General features: G+C 69.1%; 16 protein-coding genes. All 16 read left to right on the top strand.

Translation table 11 applies throughout. The features are described 5' to 3' along the window. Nucleotides 1-5: 5 nt before the first annotated feature. The 16 genes from JYK02_RS33510 to JYK02_RS33435 all read left to right on the top strand — a co-directional run bounded on the left by JYK02_RS33510 (nt 6) and on the right by JYK02_RS33435 (nt 18031). Nucleotides 6-1721 carry a long-chain fatty acid--CoA ligase gene (locus JYK02_RS33510; RefSeq protein WP_207056984.1) on the top strand — a complete coding sequence of 572 codons (1716 nt, stop codon included), beginning with the start codon at nt 6-8 and terminating at the stop codon, nt 1719-1721. A gap of 13 nt (nt 1722-1734) precedes the next feature. Then, nucleotides 1735-2121 (top strand): DUF4280 domain-containing protein, encoded by a 387-nt coding sequence (locus JYK02_RS33505; protein ID WP_207056983.1) that lies wholly within the window; start codon nt 1735-1737, stop codon nt 2119-2121. Next, a complete protein-coding gene (locus tag JYK02_RS33500) occupies nt 2114-3190 on the top strand; it encodes a type VI secretion system protein IglI family protein (protein ID WP_207056982.1) in 1077 nt (358 codons plus the stop codon). The genes JYK02_RS33505 and JYK02_RS33500 overlap by 8 nt, the downstream gene beginning before the upstream one ends. A gap of 5 nt (nt 3191-3195) precedes the next feature. Continuing rightward, a complete protein-coding gene (locus tag JYK02_RS33495) occupies nt 3196-4092 on the top strand; it encodes a hypothetical protein (protein ID WP_207056981.1) in 897 nt (298 codons plus the stop codon). A 136-nt stretch (nt 4093-4228) separates the two neighbouring features. After that, nucleotides 4229-4867: a type VI secretion system contractile sheath small subunit gene (gene tssB / locus JYK02_RS33490; protein ID WP_207056980.1), complete on the top strand. Its 639-nt coding sequence runs from the start codon at nt 4229-4231 to the stop codon at nt 4865-4867. Between the two features lie 43 nt (nt 4868-4910). Beyond that, the gene (gene tssC / locus JYK02_RS33485) at nt 4911-6398 is read left to right on the top strand and encodes a type VI secretion system contractile sheath large subunit (protein WP_207056979.1); all 1488 of its coding nucleotides are present in this window, start codon (nt 4911-4913) and stop codon (nt 6396-6398) included. Between the two features lie 56 nt (nt 6399-6454). Beyond that, nucleotides 6455-7039: a hypothetical protein gene (locus JYK02_RS33480; RefSeq protein ID WP_207056978.1), complete on the top strand. Its 585-nt coding sequence runs from the start codon at nt 6455-6457 to the stop codon at nt 7037-7039. 85 nt (nt 7040-7124) lie between these two features. Then, on the top strand, nt 7125-8375 hold the full coding sequence (tssK, locus tag JYK02_RS33475) for a type VI secretion system baseplate subunit TssK (RefSeq protein ID WP_207056977.1): 1251 nt from the start codon (nt 7125-7127) through the stop codon (nt 8373-8375). A 5-nt stretch (nt 8376-8380) separates the two neighbouring features. Continuing rightward, the gene (locus tag JYK02_RS33470) at nt 8381-8770 is read left to right on the top strand and encodes a GPW/gp25 family protein (RefSeq protein ID WP_207056976.1); all 390 of its coding nucleotides are present in this window, start codon (nt 8381-8383) and stop codon (nt 8768-8770) included. Next, a complete protein-coding gene (locus JYK02_RS33465; protein WP_207056975.1) occupies nt 8770-10443 on the top strand; it encodes a hypothetical protein in 1674 nt (557 codons plus the stop codon). Before JYK02_RS33470 ends, JYK02_RS33465 begins: the two co-directional genes overlap by 1 nt. Nucleotides 10444-10458: 15 nt before the next feature. Next, nucleotides 10459-11061, top strand: a complete 603-nt coding sequence (locus JYK02_RS33460) for a hypothetical protein (RefSeq protein WP_207056974.1) — start codon at nt 10459-10461, stop codon at nt 11059-11061. A gap of 43 nt (nt 11062-11104) precedes the next feature. Next, nucleotides 11105-12751 carry a type VI secretion system baseplate subunit TssF gene (locus JYK02_RS33455; RefSeq protein ID WP_207056973.1) on the top strand — a complete coding sequence of 549 codons (1647 nt, stop codon included), beginning with the start codon at nt 11105-11107 and terminating at the stop codon, nt 12749-12751. Nucleotides 12752-12763: 12 nt separating this feature from the next. Next, complete coding sequence (locus JYK02_RS33450) at nt 12764-13405, top strand: DotU family type IV/VI secretion system protein (protein ID WP_207056972.1); 642 nt, start codon at nt 12764-12766, stop codon at nt 13403-13405. After that, nucleotides 13402-13719 carry a hypothetical protein gene (locus tag JYK02_RS33445; RefSeq protein WP_242589501.1) on the top strand — a complete coding sequence of 106 codons (318 nt, stop codon included), beginning with the start codon at nt 13402-13404 and terminating at the stop codon, nt 13717-13719. The genes JYK02_RS33450 and JYK02_RS33445 overlap by 4 nt, the downstream gene beginning before the upstream one ends. A gap of 2 nt (nt 13720-13721) precedes the next feature. Then, nucleotides 13722-17543: a type VI secretion IcmF C-terminal domain-containing protein gene (locus tag JYK02_RS33440; protein WP_207056971.1), complete on the top strand. Its 3822-nt coding sequence runs from the start codon at nt 13722-13724 to the stop codon at nt 17541-17543. Continuing rightward, nucleotides 17540-18031 (top strand): hypothetical protein, encoded by a 492-nt coding sequence (locus JYK02_RS33435; protein WP_207056970.1) that lies wholly within the window; start codon nt 17540-17542, stop codon nt 18029-18031. The genes JYK02_RS33440 and JYK02_RS33435 overlap by 4 nt, the downstream gene beginning before the upstream one ends. The last annotated feature ends 1 nt before the right edge of the window (nt 18032 follow it).

Below are 18032 nucleotides of genomic sequence, written 5' to 3'. Positions count from 1 at the left end.
CACCCATGCCTTTCGACGTGAAGGACATCCTCCGGCAGCTGGAAGCCGGCTTCGCTCCGGAGTCCGGAGCCCCGAAGTGGTGGCAGGAGAGCTGGGAGGATCCGGACGGGTTCGCCGCCGCGCTCGCGGAGGCCCACGCGGGCCGGGGCGTCCCGCCGCCCAAGAGCCGCCCGGGCCAGCAGTACGACTTCTTCCACGACCTCATCGTGCGCCACGTCGCGCTGGAGCGCCCCGCGTTCCGCACGCACGCGCGCATCCAGGGCTGGCAGGCCGTGGGCTACCGCGCGCTGCACGACCTGGCCTCGCGCCGCGCCAGCGAGTGGATGGATCAGGGCGTCGAGCCGGGCATGAAGGTCTGCCTGGTCCATGGGGTGGGGCAGGAGCTGCTCGTGTCGCTCCTGGCCACGCTGAAGCTGGGAGGCTGCTTCACGCTGCTGCCGCCCATGGGCCCGCGCGCCATGGCCACCCGGCTGGCCGCGCTGAAGCCGGACTTCATCGCCGCCGAGCCCCACCAGCTCCCGCTCCTCAAGGGCCACGAACAACTGCTGCTCAAGAGCCAGGGCAGGGGAGCGCCGGGCTTCACGTCGCACACGTACAAGCCCACGGACGTGGTGGGGCTGCTCTTCTCGCCGCTGGTGGATCCGCCGCACACGCCCGTGCCCCTCACCGCGGAGGACGCGTGGAAGGGCGCCATCGGCGACGGGATGCTCACGTTCGGCCTCTCGCCGGGGGACCTGCTCGCGGCGCCGGACTTCCCGGTGCTCCAGCACCTGCCGGCGCTCCTCTTCGCCACGCTGCTGCGCGGCGCCACCTACCTGCACCTGGAGATGGCGGACCTGGCGCTCAACCCGGCCCCGCTGCTGGAGAACCCGCTGCGCGCCCTGGGCGTCACGCCGAAGCTGCGCGACCTGCTCCTGCGCCACCGGGCCTCCCTGCGCAACGTGCAGCACTGGTTCCGCGACCCGGAGGAGCCCTACGACGCCCAGGCGTGGCGCACCTGGGTGAAGCAGTGCGGCCTCCAGAACGTGCCGTCGTCCAACATCCTCATCGACGCCTCAGCGGGCGGCGCGGTGCTGATGTCGTCGCGCGGCGTGACGGAGCCCGCCACGGACGTGCACACGGACGTCTTCCCCGTGCCGGGCCGCGCGTGGACGCTGAAGGATCCGAACGAGAGCGGGCAGGGCGCTCCCACGGACGTGGGCGTCTTCACGCTCCTGCCGGACAAGGACCGCCCGCCGGGCCACGTGCTGCTCGCGCGGATCCGCCAGCGCTACCACTACGGCGGCACGCAGGGCTTCCGGCACGACGGCCGCACCTACTCCGCGAAGGAGGTCACCGCCGCGCTGGAGGACGTGCCGTTCCTCGCGGGCACCAGCGTGGTGCCGGTGTCCACCGGCGGCCTCGCCAGCCACGCGCGCTTCATCCTCCTGGCCTTCACCGGGGCCACGCCCGCTCCCCCGTCCGGCGAGCAGGAGATCAACCGGCGCATCGAAATGCTCCTGGGCGGGGACTTCCTGCCCGACCGCATCGAGTTCTTTCCGCTCTTTCCACACCGGGTGAAGGGAGCAGTCGACGATGCGTGGTGCGCCTCGCAGTTCTTCACCGGCGCGCTGCACCGCAAGGCGAAGGACCCGATGTTCCAGGCCCTCACCGCGCTGCGGGGACGACTGCTGGAAAGCGCTGCCACTTCGGGTGAAGATGGCCCGTCGCCAGCGCGCTGAAAAGGAGCGGCACATGGGTGTCCAGGTCGTGATGGGAGCGATGCTCCAATGCAGCTTCGGGGCGGCGCCCTCGTCGCTGATGGTCCTGCCCATGAACCGCGTGATGGCCACGACGCCCGCGGCGAACATCATGGACAACAAGCCGTTCGTGAACATCCTGCCCTTCGCCATGTGCAACTCGCTGGCGAACCCCATGGTGGCGGCGGCGACCGCGGCGGCCCTGGGCGTCCTCACCCCCATGCCCTGCATCCCCGCCACCGCGGCGCCGTGGGTGCCCGGCTGCCCCAAGGTGCTCATCGGCAACATGCCGGCGCTGGAGAGCAACTCCAAGTGCATCTGCAGCTACGGCGGCGTCATCCAGGTCGTCTCCCCCGGACAGATGGTGGCCATCGATGGGTAGCCCGGCGCTGGTGTTGGAGGCCGTCGACTTCACGCTGCTCGACACGCAGTTCACCAGCGCCCCCGTGCCGCTGGACGAATCCGAGGGGCCGGATCCGCGCCTGGAGGCCATCACCGGCCTCGTCGCCAAGAGCGAGTACCCCGACGCCGCCCGCGCCGCCGCGAAGCTGCTGCGCGACGGCGTGCGCGACGTGCGCCTCGTGGGGCCGTACCTCTTCGGCCACTTCTTCGCGGACGGCATGAAGGCGCTGCCCGTCCTGTTCCGCTCCCTCAAGCGGACGCTGACGGAGAACTGGGACTTCTTCGGCCCGGTGGAGAAGAAGATCGTCTTCGCGGACACCGGCATGCGCTGGCTGCTCAAGATGATGGGCAAGCACCTGGAGCACCACTCGCGCCTCAAGGACGCGCAGTGGCAGGCCTGGAACGCACCCGGCAACCGCGAGCCCATGGAAGAGGCCCTGGCCCTGGGCGACCCGCTCATCGCCGCCCTCGCCATCCTGCAGAAGAGCGCGTGCACGGACGCCATGCGCACGCTGCTCGGGACGCTGCGCTCCCACGCCCAGGGCGTGCCCTTCCTGCCCCCGCCGGAGGAGCCCAAGGCCGCCGCGCCCGCGCTCGCCGCCGCTCCCGACGAGGACGACGACGAGGAAGAGGAGGACGACGGCGAGGAGGAAGAGGTCCGCCCCGCGCCCAAGAAGAAGAAGGCCGCGCGCGCCGAGGCTCCCGACGCCGGTCCGAGCCTGCCCATGTCGCCCGCGCTCGCGCAGCTGGTGCGCAAGCTGTCTGCCTTTGAAGCGCTGGTGGAGCGCGAGGACTACACCAAGGCCAGCGTCATCGCCGTGGACGTGCTCGCCACCGTGGAGCGGTTCGACCCGCGCGTGTACCTGCCGCAGCTCTTCTCCGGCTTCTTCAACGGCCTGGCGCAGCACGCGGAGGCCATCGAGCCCATGCTGCACAACACGGAGACGCTGTCCTTCCGCGCCATGGATCAGCTCTACCGCGTGGACCTGGACGCGTTCCTCGTCGCGCAAGCGCGCCAGGGCCGCGGCGGCTCCGAGTACGACGAATAGCCCCCATGGCACTGGAGCGCGAACAGCCGGGCCGCAAGCTCACCGTCGAGGAGCGCATCACCGAGCGCATCCGCAGCTTCGACGTGCCGGCCCTCCTGGACCTGCTCGCGAAGGAGGGCTACGGCGAGGCGGACGTGGAGTTCCGCAGCCACCGCAGCACCGTGCACCAGCCGCACCTGGTGCATGCCATCGAGTTCACCCGTCAGCCGCGCAAGCGCGTGGTCATCACCGTCAACCTGGGCCTGCTCAGCGTCCAGACGCCGCTGCCGTCCTTCCTCTTCCAGGCCATGGACCGCCTGGAGCAGGACACGATGGCTGACTTCCTGGGTTACTTCGACCACCTGTTGCTGCGGACGCGCTTCGCGGGGCAGTTCCCGGACCGCGACGAGTCCCTGCTGCCCGGCTGGGAGCACAACACCTCGCACCGGCTGCGCCTGTTGCGGCTCGCGTGTCCCAGCAGCCTGCACTGGCTCTTCGCGAAGGTGTTCCCCGAGGCGGAGGTGCTGGTGCGCCGCGAGACGCGCCGCCAGCGCATCGAGGCCAAGGGCATCCGCCTGGGCGCCGCCGCGCTCGGAGACGGCAGCGCGGTGGGCGGCTTCGCCACCGTCCCCACCGGCGGGGTGGAGGTGCGGCTGTTCCTCAACGAGCCGCACTCCGGCACCGGCATCCCCTGGGCCGTGGAGGCCCGCCGGCGCCTCAACACCCGCATCCTCCCGAGCCTCGCGGAGACGCCGCTCGCCCTCACCGTCGTCCTGTGCCTGCGCGATCAGAGCAGCTACGCGAAGCTCCAGGACGGCAGTCATCTGGGTTACGAGCCCCTGGTAGGAGGCCCGGAACAGACCCAGGAGGTCCTCCTGTTCACGGGGGACACCGCACAATTGCGATCATCCGAACCCCGCTAAACCTGTCATGTCGGCTGGTTGACGGGAATTCCTGATCGCGCCTACGCTGTAAATGTTCACTCGGCAGGGCGTACTCCCGGGGCGGCTCCAGCAGTACGGGGGGAAGAAAACGCACTGCGATCGTCAGGGAGTCACCGTGGCCATTCAGGACCAGTTGCCCAAATCCCGCATCACCCTCACGTACCGCACCACCATCAACGGCGAGCAGGAGACGGTGAACCTGCCGCTGCGCCTGCTGGTGATGGGCGACTATTCGCTGGGCACCTCCGAGGATCGCAAGACGGACCTGGAGACGCGCAAGCTGCGCTCCGTGGACGGCCGCAACCTGGACGAGTTGATGAAGGACATGAAGATGTCCGCCAACTTCCAGGTCGCCAACCGCATCAACCCGGACGTGGAGGAGGAGCTGAACGTCACGCTCCCCATCGACCGGATGAAGTCCTTCCACCCGGATGAGATCGTCAAGCACGTGCCGAAGCTCAAGGCGCTGCTGCTCCTGAAGACGCTCCTCGTGGAGATGCAGTCCAACATCGACAACCGCAAGGACCTGCGCCGCGAGCTCTACGAGCTGTTCTCCAAGCCGGAGCAGCTCAAGGAGCTGCTCAACGAGCTGAAGGGCTACGAGACCATGCGTCTGCCCTCCGGAGAGACGGCGAAGACGGACGCGCCCGCCGCCGGCGCCGCCGCCGCCAAGCCCGCCACGGGTGCCGCCGCCGCCACGGCCGCCGTCGCCGCCACCGTCGCCGCCGGGGCCAAGCCGCCCGCCGCGTCCTGATCCGCCTTCCTTCCTCCCTTTCCGAACTTAAAAGGACTCCGCCATGGCTGAGACCACCTATCTGAAGCGCCTGTTCAGCAGCGTCCGGCTCGATCCGCCCCAGGAATCGGCGCCGATGATCACCACCAACTTCGCGCCCGCCGTGGACGAGCAGCAGGTCACCCTGGAGAGCCGCTTCCTCTCCAGCGTCGCCGCGCTCCTCCAGAACGTCGCCCCCGTCGAGGGCCCGGACAACACCGCCCGCTTCGACAAGGGCCAGGTGCTGGACGTCATCAGCCGCATCGATCGCATGATCGACGCGCAGATGAACGAGATCCTCCACAACGAGACCTTCCAGAAGCTGGAGTCCACGTGGCGCGGCCTGGACGACCTGGTCAGCCACACCAACTTCAAGGCCAACATCGCCATCGACATCCTGGACGTCGCCAAGGATGAGCTGGCGGAGGACTTCGAGAACAACTCCAGCAACATCTTCGCCGGAGCGCTGTTCGACAAGGTCTACATCCAGGAGTACGACCAGTACGGCGGCCGCCCCTTCGGCGCCATCGTGGGCCTGTACGACTTCTCCTCCACGCCCGCGGACCTGACCTGGCTGCAGCGCATGGCCAAGGTGTCCAACGCCGCGCACGCGCCGTTCATCTCCGCCGTGAACCACAAGTTCTTTGGCTGCGAGACCATCGAGGAGATGGAGGCCATCAAGAACCTGGAGGGCGTGCTGGCCCACCCGCGGTTCGGCCGCTGGAACGCGTTCCGCGACACGGAGGAGGCCGCGTACGTGGGCCTGACCTTCCCGCGCTACGTGCTGCGCCTGCCCTGGCACCCGGACAAGAACCCCTGCGACGTCCTCAACTTCACCGAGACGGCGCGCGGCGACTCCGACAAGTACCTCTGGGGCAACTCCGCCATCCTGCTCGCGCGCAACATGGTGAAGGCGTTCGAGATCTCCGGCTGGTGCCAGTCCATCCGCGGCCCCAAGGGCGGCGGCCTCATCACCGGCCTGCCCGTGGACACCTTCTCCCTGCGCGGCCAGGAAGAGATCAAGGCCCCGGTGGAGATCGCCATCCCGGACTACCGCGAGTACGAGTTCGCGCGGAGCGGCTTCATCCCGCTCGTGTACCGCAAGGGTTCCAGCGACGCGACGTTCTTCAGCACCCAGTCCGCCAAGGTCGCCAAGACGTTCAAGGACCCCAAGGACTCGGAGAACTCGCAGCTCGTCACGAACCTGGCCTACACGTTCTCCGTCACGCGGCTGGCGCACTACGTGAAGTGCATCATGCGCGACAACATCGGCAACACGGCGGACGCGCCCTACATCCAGCGCCAGCTGGACTCGTGGCTGTCCAACTACGTCACGACCGTGGCCAACCCGGACGACCTCACCGTGCGCCGCTTCCCGTTCAAGGCGAGCAGCGTGACGGTGTTCCCGCGCCCCGGTGAGATCGGCTGGTACGACTGCAAGCTGGCCGTGCTCCCGCACATCCAGTTCGAAGGCCTCAACGTGGAGCTGATGCTCGAGTCGCGGCTCGGTTAGGCCGCATCCCAACTTGGGGCAGGCGAGTGCCCGCCCCGCTTACCCTGGAGTGACAGATGCCCCAGTTTTCGCGCAACCTGGACGTGTATCAGGGCTTCAACTTCAAGAAGGACAAGCAAAGCCCCGTGGGCTACATCACCGCCATCACCATCGGCGGCGAGGCGCTGGCCCCGGATCAGGAGAGCATCAAGGATCCTGAGAACCCGGACGCGGCCATCGCGGACAAGGTCGTCGCGGTGCTCAACCACTACCTGTGGGAGACGGGCGTGACGGACGCCATGTACTTCTCCGGCCAGGTGTCGGTGGCGAACAAGCAGAAGATCGCGGAGATGCTGCTGGGCAACTTCAGCAACATCGAAGTCAACTTCAAGTACGTCATCTACGAGTACGACCCCATCGGGAAGAAGTACTTCAAGTCCAACTTCCTCGACGCGGAGATGAAGGGCCTGCTCGAGAAGAACGGCGACGACCTGAACATGTCCGTCGCGGACAACGAGTCGCGTGAAGTGCAGTCGCCCAAGAACTTCACGTTCCAGATCGGCATCAAGCCGCAGGCGTCCGAGCAGTCGCTGAACCTGGCCACCTCGTCGACGAAGAAGATCGCGAAGAAGTGGGGCATCACCGAGGCGGCCGCCAAGTAGCGTTGGCCGCGTTTCGCGTCTAGACCGGGCTGGGAGCAGCACTCGCTCCCGGCCTGGTTGGACGGGTGGAAGGAAAGAACGGCGCATGCAGCGGTACAAGCTCGCACGGGTCCGCTGGCACGTAGGCCAGACGCTTCTTCCGGAGCATTTCGTCGCGCAGGAGGACGCGCTGGACGCGGAGATCCGCCTCCACTCCACGCTGTCCGGCCTGCCGTCCTACGGCGTCGCGAACATGGCCTGGAACGAGTCGCTCCTGCAGAGCGGCAGCCTGTCCATCTCCGCGCTCACCGTCGTCACCAAGACCGGGGACCTGCTGGACGTCCCGGGCAACGCCGTCATCGCGCCCCTGTCCCTGGAGGCCGTGGGCAAGACGGAGTTCATCGTCTACCTGCACGTCCTGAAGGAAACCGTCAGCGCGGAGGGCATCCGCCTGTACGCGGATGATCCGCCGGTGCTCCAGCGCGTGCTGCACAAGCTGCAGCTGTCCACGGAGCCGGTGCTGGACGGCACCGTCGCGTCCCTGGGGCTGGCCGCCGTGTCCCAGGACGAGGACGGCGCGTGGCACACGTCCCCGGACTGGGTGCCCGCGCTGCTGCTCGTGGGGCCCAACCCCTTCCTGGAGAAGCTGCTCACCACGCTGGACGACCTGTTGGACCAGGTGCGCCAGCAGCTGCTCACGAACATCTCCGACACGTACCTGCGCACGGACCGGCTCACCAACGCGCGCCGGGCGCTCTTCGAGGTGCAGCGGCTCATCGCGCTGCGCCGGGACATGTTCCGGCAGGTGTACGTGCACCCGTACCACCTGTTCGACGCGCTCCGCCGGCTGTACTTCGAGGCGTGCTGCTACCTGGAGATGCTCCCGGATGATCAGATGCCGGTGTACCAGCACGAGGGGCTGAACGAGTCCCTGGGCGGGTGGATCCGCCTGCTCCAGCGCAGCTTCCAGCCGGAGGCCACGCGCTCCACGCACAAGGCCTTCCAGGCGAAGGAAGGGCAGTTCCAGCTCACGCCGCTGCCGCCGGAGATCCGCTCCGCCAGCGAGGCGTACCTATTGGTGCAACGCACCCAGCCCGGAGAGCGCACACCGCTGGACGGCGTGAAGCTGGCCAGCCCCTCGCGGCTGCCGCTGGTGCGCCGCCAGGCCCTGAAGGGCGTGCCGTTCAAGCACGTGCCTTATCCTTCGTTCCCGCACGCGCTGGGACCGGAGATTGACTGGTACCTCCTGAGCAACGGCGAGGAGTGGCAGCACGCGCTGCGCGAGGACGGCCTGGCCTTCTACGTGACGCCCGCGCTCCGGGGCGCCCAGACGTCGCTGTTCTGGCGGAGGAGCTAGACGCCATGGCGCGCGCACCGTTCCTGGACAAGTTCGCGGGACGCTCCCAGCGCTCCAACGTGCGCGACAGCCTGGAGCACGTGATGCGCAACATCGAGGCCGTGCTCAACACGAAGAAGGGCTACGGCTTCTTCATGCACGACTTCGGGCTGGGCGGGTACACGGAGAAGCTGGGCACGCGCGAGCTGGTGGAGGCGCTCACCGCCGAAATCCAGCAGGAGATCACCCAGCACGAGCCCCGGCTGTCGGAGCCCGAGGTGAAGCTGCGCGGCCGCGACAGCGCGCTGTGGCTGTACTTCGACTGCAAGGGCACCTTCGACGGCACCCCCTGCCACCTGCGGCTGATGTTCCACTCCACCACCGGCCGGGTGCGCGTGCAGGCGGAGGACACCTGATGCCCTTCGCCGACCGCCTGGACCTGGGCCTCACGCTCACCATCGGTGGGACGGCGCACGCCATCCCCTCGTCGGACGTGCTCGCGTTCGAGCTGGACCTGCACGGCTGGGGACACGAGGGCAGGGTGGAGTTCCGCGTCCTCGACGAGACGGCGCACGGCGGCCAGAAGCAGGACAAGCTGCTGGCGGACTTCCTCAAGCCGGACCTGGTGGAGGTGGCGCTGGAGCTGAAGGCCGTGCACTCCGACACGGCGACGAAGCCCACCTTCACGTCGCTGAAGGTGAAGGGGCTGGGGCTGGACAAGTCCCTCACGGAGGAGAGCGTCGCCCAGGTGAAGGGCGCGGGCATCACCTACCGGCACTACACCGTGCGCTTCGTGGACCCCGCGCGGCTGCTCTGGTCGCAGCACCACCCGTGCGTGCTCTACACGCAGAAGACGCTGCAGGACGTGCTGGACGCGCACAAGGGCGACAAGATCTCCCTGGCCAATGACTGGGCCGCGCAGCTGGACGCCACGCTGCCGCTCATCTTCCTGGGCCTCACGCCGGAGTCCGGCGCCAGCTTCTACGACTTCGTCGTCTGGTTCGTGCACACGCGCAACGGCGTGATGGCGTACGACTACACGGCGCAGGGCTACCAGCTGCGCGCGGCGAAGGACGCCACCGGGACGCCGCTCACGCTGCGCGCGGCGGACGTGGACAGCGTGACGGTGGTGTTCCCGGAGGTGGCGCGCCACGACGTGGCCATCCTCAACGCCGCCGCGGAGAGCCCCAAGAACCAGGCCATCACCAACACCCAGGCCGTCACCGGCATCCGGCAGGACGTGCTCCTGCGCACGGACATCGCGGACGACGTGCAGGCCCGCGTCACGCTGGAGACCGCGCGCCTCAAGGTGCGCGGCCTGGAGGTGGAGCTGGACTGGAACCGCTTCCCGGCGGTGGCCTTCGCCCCGGGCGCGCTGGTGAAGCTGCCGGACACGGCCGGGTGGAAGGCCGCGGGCGTGCCGTCCGCGCAGGACTTCCGCGTGCGCCGGATGAGCCTGCGCGCGGAGCCGCTGCCCCCGGAGGGCGACGAGCCGGGCGCGGCCGGGGAGGGGGAGGAGGGCGCGCGGCGGCCCAAGCCGGAGAGCCGCTACCTCATCTCCTTCACCACGCGGCTGGAGAAGAAGGACGAGAAGCACGTGGACCTGCCGTCCTTCACGGCGCCCGTGTATCCGCGCTTCGTGGAGGGGCTCATCGTCAGCGAGGTGGGCGAGCAGAAGGACGAGACCTGGCAGGCGTACACGGACGACGCCACCTCGCTGGACAGCTACAAGGTCAAGCTGCCGCTCTTCGCGAACCAGATCATCCAGGTGCCCTTCAACGCGAACCTGCAGCCGGGGCACTTCTACTTCCCGGCCTACAAGGGCGCCCGGGTGCTGGTGGCGCTGGACTTCCTGCGTGCGTGGCTCAAGCGCCACCTGGACTGGCGGGCGGGCGCGCGGCTGCCCTCGGACGGGCAGGGCGTGCACCTGCTCGTCGGCAAGACCACGACGAGCGGCACGTCCATGCGGCACTTCTACGAGGACAACAAGCCGCTGTGGCGCCTCCAGCGCACGAACGAAAGCGACACGGAGAAGATCGAACTCAAGGAAGGCAACCTGCTCATCCTGGTGAAGGAAGAGTCCGCCTGACGGCGGGAGGGACCGATGGGCACGCTGGTTTGCAAGATCGAGCTGGACAAGGTGAAGGGCATCACCGTCCAGGTCGACAACGCGGATGATCAGATCACCCAGACCGTCGTCATGGACGGCACCAGCATCACCATCACGGTGAAGGGCCAGCAGGAGACGAGCACCATCGTGCAGAAGCAGGACAGCATCGTCGTGACGGTGAAGGACCTCACCTTCGACACGCAGACCCTCACGATGAAGTCCAAGGGCGTCTCCAAGTGGACCAGCCAGGACACGCTCACGGTGGAGAGCACCAAGGACATGACGCTCACGTCCAGCGCCAAGCTCACCCAGACGGCCACCAGCGACGCGAAGCTGTCCTCCAGCGCCAACGTGAACATCGAGGCCACGTCCAAGCTGGCCATGAAGGGCAACGCGGGCGCGGAGATGGTGACGTCCGGCGGCGAGGCGAAGGTGGACGGCATGACGCTGAAATTGGCCGGCAAGTCCCAGGCGGAGATGTCCGGCGCGATGACCAAGGTGTCCGGCACCGGCAAGCTCGACCTGGAGAGCAGCGGCATGGCGAACCTGAAGGGCTCCATCACCAGCGTGGGCGGCACGCTGGTGAAGCTGGGCTGACGGAACACATGGCAACAACGGACGTACGGCGGGAGAGCGGGCGGTGAAGGACTTCTCCGAGAAGATCTACCTGGACTTCCTGTCGGAGCTGGACGGGCTGGAGCGCTTCCGGCAGCGCTTCCAGGAGCGGCACCCGGCGGCTCCGTTGGACCGCGAGGACCCGGACGTGCGCCGCCTCATCGAGGCGATGGCGTTCTTCTCCGTGCAGACGCGGCACGCCACGCTGCACAACCTGCGCTCCACCTGGCGCCGGCTGTTCGCGGGCTTCTTCGACTTCCTCCTGGAGCCCGTGCCCGCCGCCGCCATGGCGCAGGCCGTGCCCACGGAGAAGATGGTGGAGCCGGTGCTCCTCACCCGGGGCACGGAGCTGCGGCTGACGCCCGCGGAAGGGGTGGCGGGCTCCTTCCGCCTCCAGCGCGACCTGCGCGTGCTGCCCATCTTCCTCAAGGGTACGGACGTGGTGCCGCAGGTGCGAAGCGGCCACCGGCTCATCCTGCGCTTCGAGTCCCGCTTCGCGCGCAAGGACCCCATCGACGTGCTCAGCCTGCACGTGCGGCACCTGGACGAGTACCGCTCGTCGCTGGCGGTGTTCCACGCGCTGCGCAAGCACCTGAAGCAGGTGAGCGTCGTCTACGACGAACAGGCGGATGAGCACTCCGTGGGCAGCCCCTGCGAGGTGTCCTTCAACCGGGACCCGCCCGCGCCGGACGACGGCGGCCTCTACGCGCACCCGTTCCAGCGCCTGCGCGCGTTCTTCCAGTTCCCGGAACAGCAGCTCTTCGTGCACGTGAAGGTGCCGCCGCCGCGCGGCAGCTCCTGGATGCGCTTCTGCCTCTGCCTGGACCTGGACAAGGACTGGACGGTGGGGCGCTCGCTGCACCCGGACTTCTTCCAGCTCTTCACCGTGCCGGTGGTGAACCTGAAGGCGGAGCCCGCGCAGGTGGTGGTGGCGGACGGCACGCGCGCGGAGCACCCCATCCTCAGCATGAGCGCGGGGCGCGAGTTCAGCCTGCACTCGGTGACGGGCGTCTTCGAGATGACCAAGGCGGGCCTGTCCCCGCTGCGGCCCGCGTTCCTGCCCGGCAAGGGCCCCAGCTACGAGGTGGACGAGACCTTCGACGAGAAGCTCACGTCCCGGCAGAGCCTCATCGTGCGCATGCCGGAGGCGTTCACGGCGCCGCGCAAGATCGTGTTGGAGGCGCTGTGGCACCAGCCGCAGTTCTCCGCGCAGGCGGCGGGCAGGGTGGAGGTGTCCGTGCCGGGCCGTCACATCGAGGGCCTGAAATGGCAGACGGTGGGCAGCCTCCAGCCCCACCGCGACAGCGTGCTACGGGATGATGTCGAGGCGTTGACGCAATTCCTCGCATGGAAGGCGAAGCCCACGCTGGGCCGGGACGAGGTGGTCGCCCTGCTGGGTCACCTGGGGACCCCCGCGGAGAGCCCGTTCCGCCGCGTCCTTCCGTGGCTCAAGGAGTTGAAGTTCAGTGTGGTGCCCGACAGCGCGCTCAAGGGTTCGGGGATCCGCCACGCCTACGAGGCCGTGATGGAGCCCTTCGACCAGAGCTTCGAGCCTGTCGTCATCTGCTTTCTTGAGCAGTTGAGGGACCTGCTTGATGCTTGGAACAACGAGGCGACCGTCGAGCTCAAGGCCTCGGTGGCCGGGTTGGGGCCGCTACAGCTTCCAACATAGTCAAACACACGCATGAAACTGGAGCATTGGAACGCACTCCTGGCCACGCAGCGTCGCGTGCGTCAGCTCCTCGACCGGGCCCTGCCCGCCGAGCCGGCCCCGGGTGCGCGCCGTCCGCAGGGCAGGGTGGGGCAGGAGGCCCTGGGCCACCTGGAGCAGGCGCTCATGGTGGAACTGGAGCGCCTGCGCGCCGCGTTCGGCGCGGACATGACTCCGGACGAAGTGGAGGATCTGATCCGTCCCTTCGTCTTCTTCCTGGATGAGTGGGTGCTGCGGCGGCTGTCGGACGCGGAGCAACATCTCTGGCCGCTCCTGCAGCAGAACCTGTTCCAGGTCGACTCCGGTGGCGACCTCTTCTACGACTTCGTGGAAGAGAAGTTGCGTCGCAATGACACCCCCACCATCGTCTTCGAGATGATCCGCTTCTGCCTGGCCGCGGGCTTCACCGGCCGCCTCGTGGGGCAGCCGGAGCGCATCCGCGATGTGTCGAAGCGCCTCTCCGAGCGCATCCCGCAGCCGGCCGCCCTGGCGCCGCCCGCGCCGGTGGTGCCGTCCTCGGTGCCCACCGTCTACGACTTCCCGGTGCACTACTACGCCGTGACGGCCGCCATCGTCCTGGGGCTGCCCATCTTCCTGTGGTGGGTCTCCAATTGAGGCCCTTCCCGACACGCGACGGCCGTGCTCCCGCGACAGCGCCCAAGGCTCCACCCAAGGCGCTCGCGCTGCTGGACGCGCTGGAGCAGCAGGTGGGCGCGGAGCTGGGCTCCCTGCGCGAGGGCGTGCAGCCGCTGCTGGACTCCGTGCGTGAGGGGCTGGTGGCGCTGGATCCGCCTGGGGACGGGATGCTGCCGTCGCCTCCGGAGCAGGAGAAGCTGCGCGCGAAGCTCACCGCCACGCTGGAAGAGGCGGAGGACGTGCTGGAAGCGCTCCAGCTCGCCGTGAAGCCGGCCGGAAGGAGTGGCGGCTGACCGTGGGCGTGATCCAGTCCATCCTGGCCGCGTTGAAGGCCCACTGGGTGCTCGTGCTGGGCATCGTGGTGCTGCTCGCGGCCATTGGCGTGGGCGTGACGCTGTGGTGGCGCAAGCACAAGCAGCGCGGTCCGGCGCTCGCGGGCGAGCAGAAGCCGCTGGCGTCGGGACAGCTGCTGGCCATCCGCAAGCAGTTCCTGGCGAAGCTGCCGTGGCGCTTCCGCGCGTCCGTGCGGGACTTCCCCACGCTGGTGGTGCTGGGCCCCGCGGGCAGCGGCAAGTCGGACCTCATCGAGGCGGAGGTGGACTGGGAGCGGCAGCAGCGCCAGTTCATGCCCAGCTACACGGACGACCCGCTCCTCAAGATCTTCCTGGGGCCGGAAGTCGTCGTGCAGGAGCTGTCCGCGCCCGTGCTGGAGGACGACTCGCACCACGCGCGGCGCGCGCTGCGCCGGCTGTGGAAGGCCACCTTCGGGCGCAAGCACGTGGGCCGCGCCGTCATCGTCCTGAAGGTGGGCTGGCTGCTGGAGACCTCGCCGGACGAGGTGAAGCGCGTCACCCAGCTCCTGCGCGGCAAGCTCAACCTCCTGTCGGAGGTGTGCCAGGCGCCCGTGGAGACGCGGCTGGTCCTCACGCACATGGACACGCTGGACGGCTACGCGGACTTCGCGCAGCTCCTGCGCGCCAACGGCGTCCCGCTCCAACTGGCGGTGCCGCCGGCCGGCAGGGAAGGGGAGCTGGCGAACGCGCTCCAGCCCATGGAGAAGTACCTGGCGCTGGGGCTCACCTCCCTGGCGCCGGACGCGTTCGAGCGGCTGGCGTCCTTCTACTCGCGCGGCGGCGAGGCGTTCGCGGTGCTGGGGCGCTTCGTGTCCACGCTGGTGGAGGGCGGCTCGCTGGCGTATCCGCTGAACCTCCAGCGCATCTACCTGACGTCGAAGGAGAAGGACGCGCAGCCCACCGGGGCGCTGGCGGTGCGGGCGGATCAACCCGTGGAGCGGCTGGTCCGGGACTACCGCTGGACGCACCTGCGCCGGTGCGCGGCCATCGTCGCGGTGTGCTGCCTGCCGGTGCTGCTGGCCTACGCGCACTTCTACCGGCTGCTCCTGCGCGCACAGGACAAGCTGGACGCGTTCCAGGTGACGGTGCAGCGGCTGGAGGAGCGCAACCAGAGCGTGTCCGGCTCCGTGGTGGAGTCCCAGACGAACGAAGCGGTGCGCGCCATGGAGGACCTCTGGGGCGCCACGCGCTACTGGCCGCCCCTGGCCCACAGCTTCACCGACGAGTGGGAGGAGCTGCGGGCCCGGCTCGCGCGCAGCATCCGGATGTCCTACCTGAAGCCGATGCTGGAGAAGTGCCAGGACCAGTGCCGGCGATGCGCCAGCGAGATTCCCGGCTGCCAGCCCGCGCCCGCGTTCACCAGCCGGGGCACGCGCGCCACGCCGCTGACCCCGTCGCGGGCGGTGGACGACGGCTGCCACCAGGAGACGCTCTGCCGTCCGGAGCAGGTGCTCTACACGCTGGGCGTGCTCTACGCCTCGCGCAACGAGGACCTGGGCCAGTTCGTGCTGCACAGCGTGCACGGCGCGCACAAGAAGCAGCTCGGTTGGACGGCGGAGGCCTTCGGGTTGAGCCTGTCCGGCGCGGACCAGGAGCCCAACTGGCTGGATGCGATGGGCCTCGCGGAGCCGATGATCGCCAACTACGTCATCGCCAGCGACAAGCCCTTCGATGAGAACGTCCCCTGGACGCGCTGGCCCTTCGCCTACCTGACGATGGACGGCCTGCTGGGCCCGTGGCGCGAGCACTTCACGCAGCTGCAGGACGTGCTGGCCGCGAAGGAGCTGGACCTGGCCCGGTGGCGCGCGCTGGCCGACGACCGTGAGCGGCTGCGCGCCTCGCTGGCGGAGACGGCGCCTTACAGCTCCGCGCGGAAGGTGATGGACCTCATCAACGCGTCGGACGCGGAGCCGGACGCAAGCCAGCTCAAGGGCGTGGGCAGCCTGCTGGACTCGCTGGACTGGCTGCGCCAGAACCGCCAGACGCTGGAGGCCATCCTGCGCATGGAGGACGAAGCGGACGCCGCCCTGCGCGCTGCCTCCCGCATGACGCCCGCGCAGCTGCTCACCCGCGCGGACGGCCTCTTCGCCCCCAGCGACGGCGACGCGCGCTACCAGGTGGAGGTGCTGCGGCGCGACTACGAGTTCCGCCCGATGGACGTGTCGCGGCAGCTGCTGGACAAGGTGCTGCGCACGCTGAAGGAGACGGGCCGCTCGCCGTTCGACGGCAACGCGCTCAACCCGCGCACGGGTGAGACGACGTCCGAGGTCGCCTCCGAGGGAGTGGGGGACGACGAGACGGAGTTCACCAGCGGCCAGGCCCCGGTGGTGGGCAAGGTGCTGGGCAAGGCCGCCTTCGACGCGCAGCTGAGCCCCCTGGTGGACGAGTTCACCGAGCGGCTGGCCAAGTCGAGCCTGTCGCGCGAGGAGGCCGTGGAGCGCGCCACCTTCGTGCAGGGCAAGGTGGAGACGTTCGCGAAGCGCTACGGCCAGGACCTCTACGCCACCTACCGGGGCTACCGCTTCCGCACCACGCCGCGCGGCTCGCTGGCCAGCGACCTGTCCGTGCTGCTGCAGCCGTCCTCCCCGCTGGAGGCCATGCTGCGCGACGTGGCGGTCCGCGCGGGCGTGGGTCCGCTGGACAGCGAGTACTACGCGCCGATGCGCGAGGCGGTGGCACCCTTCAAGCCGGTGGTGCAGCTGATGACGCCGGACAAGGCCGGTGCGCTCACGGAGCTGGCGGCCTACACCACGCTGGTGTCGCAGCTTCAGCAGGAGCTGTCCGGGGTGAAGCCCGCGCCGGTGAAGCCCGCCGCGCCCAAGGATCCCGCGGCGCCCACTGGTGCGATGGCGTCCTCGGCGGGCTCGCAGCTGGCGGAGATGCTGTCGCCGGTGGGACGCGTGGCGCTGAGCATGCTGCTGGAGGAGGAGGACTCGTACCTGCGCCGGGTGGACGCGTGGCTGGATCAGCACGGCCTGGTGGGCGAGTTCCGACTGCCGTTCCGCCAGCCCTTCGTCGTCGTGCGCAACCGGGGTCGCGCGGAGCTGGAGCGCGTCATCGCGGAGCAGTGGACGTACCAGGCCCGCCGCACGCTGGATCCGCTCATCAAGCGCTACCCGTTCAACCCCAGCGCGTCGCAGGAAGTGGACCCGGTGGAGCTGGAGGTGCTGCGCCGCAAGGACGGAGCCTTCTGGCAGTACGTCACCCAGGTGCTGTCGCCGGTGGTGGAGGAGCGCGGGACGGACTGGTCGCTGCGCTATCCGCTGAAGTCGCGGCTGCTCCTGCCGCCGCGCATGCTCACCGCGCTGGGCCAACTGGGCCGCCTGTCGAAGCTGCTGTGGGATGACGAAGGCAAGCCCCGGCCCATCCCGATGCAGGTGCGTCCGCTGCCGCTGCCGACGGCGCCCACGCCGGACAGCTTCGTGACGCTGTCGTACCTGAAGTGCGGCGGCGCGGCGTCGTTCGGGTTCAACCAGCGGCCGGCGTGGGGCGAGTTCCCGCTGAGCTGGTGGAGCCCGCAACCGTCGTCCATCGGCGTGGAGCTGCGCTCGCCGTCGCGGGACGGGAAGCGCTACCGCTCCATGGAGATGTCCGAGTCTTCGTGGAACTGCTTCCGCCTGCTGGAGTCCGCGACGCTGACGGACCAGTCAAACGTGGTGTGGGTGCTGCCGGGGCGTGGGCTGGCAGCGAACGAGAAGGTGCTGGAGATCAGCTTCGGGTTGCGCGGCGAGCCTTGGGCGCCATTCCGTGGGGTGGTGCCATGAAGGGCGTGAGGCTGGCGGCGGGTCTGGTGACAGCGGTGGTGGCGGGCAGCTGCGCGGCGCCCAGCCTGACGGTGAACGTCAGGGCGCCGGCGGGCACCAACCAGGGCCGGCCGCTGTACATGCTGATCCGCACGGTGTCGAAGACGACGATGACGGAGGGCTACGCGGACGTCGCGGCCAAGGTCATCAGCCCGGACGAGTCCGTGCTCCAGACGGTGGTCATCTACCCGAGCCGCACGAAGCAGGTGAAGATCCCCCTGCCGCCGGAGCAGGCGGTGGCGGTGAGCTTCCTCTTCACGACGCCCAACGGCGCGTGGCAGGCGCTGCTGGACGTGCCGGTGCCCAGGTCGGTGGACATCGAGCTGCAGGAGAGCCGCATCCGCACGGACCTGCCCAAGGGCGTGCCGGCCCAGGAGTCCACGCCAGCGGAAGCCCCCAAGGCCCCGGAAGCGCCCAAGGCGCCCGAAGCCGTCGCGACGCCCAAGTAGG

Source organism: Corallococcus macrosporus (assembly GCF_017302985.1).
GTDB lineage: Bacteria > Myxococcota > Myxococcia > Myxococcales > Myxococcaceae > Corallococcus > Corallococcus macrosporus_A.
This window is presented reverse-complemented; position numbering and strand designations above follow the sequence as displayed.

Bases quoted from the DNA above. Each gene is read 5' to 3' on its own strand.
- JYK02_RS33460 (WP_207056974.1), top strand. From the start codon at position 10,459: ATGGGCACGCTGGTTTGCAAGATCGAGCTGGACAAGGTGAAGGGCATC.
- JYK02_RS33510 (WP_207056984.1), top strand. From the start codon at position 6: ATGCCTTTCGACGTGAAGGACATCCTCCGGCAGCTGGAAGCCGGCTTC.
- JYK02_RS33450 (WP_207056972.1), top strand. From the start codon at position 12,764: ATGAAACTGGAGCATTGGAACGCACTCCTGGCCACGCAGCGTCGCGTG.
- JYK02_RS33500 (WP_207056982.1), top strand. From the start codon at position 2,114: ATGGGTAGCCCGGCGCTGGTGTTGGAGGCCGTCGACTTCACGCTGCTC.
- JYK02_RS33480 (WP_207056978.1), top strand. From the start codon at position 6,455: ATGCCCCAGTTTTCGCGCAACCTGGACGTGTATCAGGGCTTCAACTTC.
- JYK02_RS33470 (WP_207056976.1), top strand. From the start codon at position 8,381: ATGGCGCGCGCACCGTTCCTGGACAAGTTCGCGGGACGCTCCCAGCGC.
- JYK02_RS33435 (WP_207056970.1), top strand. From the start codon at position 17,540: ATGAAGGGCGTGAGGCTGGCGGCGGGTCTGGTGACAGCGGTGGTGGCG.
- JYK02_RS33495 (WP_207056981.1), top strand. From the start codon at position 3,196: ATGGCACTGGAGCGCGAACAGCCGGGCCGCAAGCTCACCGTCGAGGAG.
- JYK02_RS33505 (WP_207056983.1), top strand. From the start codon at position 1,735: ATGGGTGTCCAGGTCGTGATGGGAGCGATGCTCCAATGCAGCTTCGGG.
- JYK02_RS33465 (WP_207056975.1), top strand. From the start codon at position 8,770: ATGCCCTTCGCCGACCGCCTGGACCTGGGCCTCACGCTCACCATCGGT.
- tssK (WP_207056977.1), top strand. From the start codon at position 7,125: ATGCAGCGGTACAAGCTCGCACGGGTCCGCTGGCACGTAGGCCAGACG.
- tssC (WP_207056979.1), top strand. From the start codon at position 4,911: ATGGCTGAGACCACCTATCTGAAGCGCCTGTTCAGCAGCGTCCGGCTC.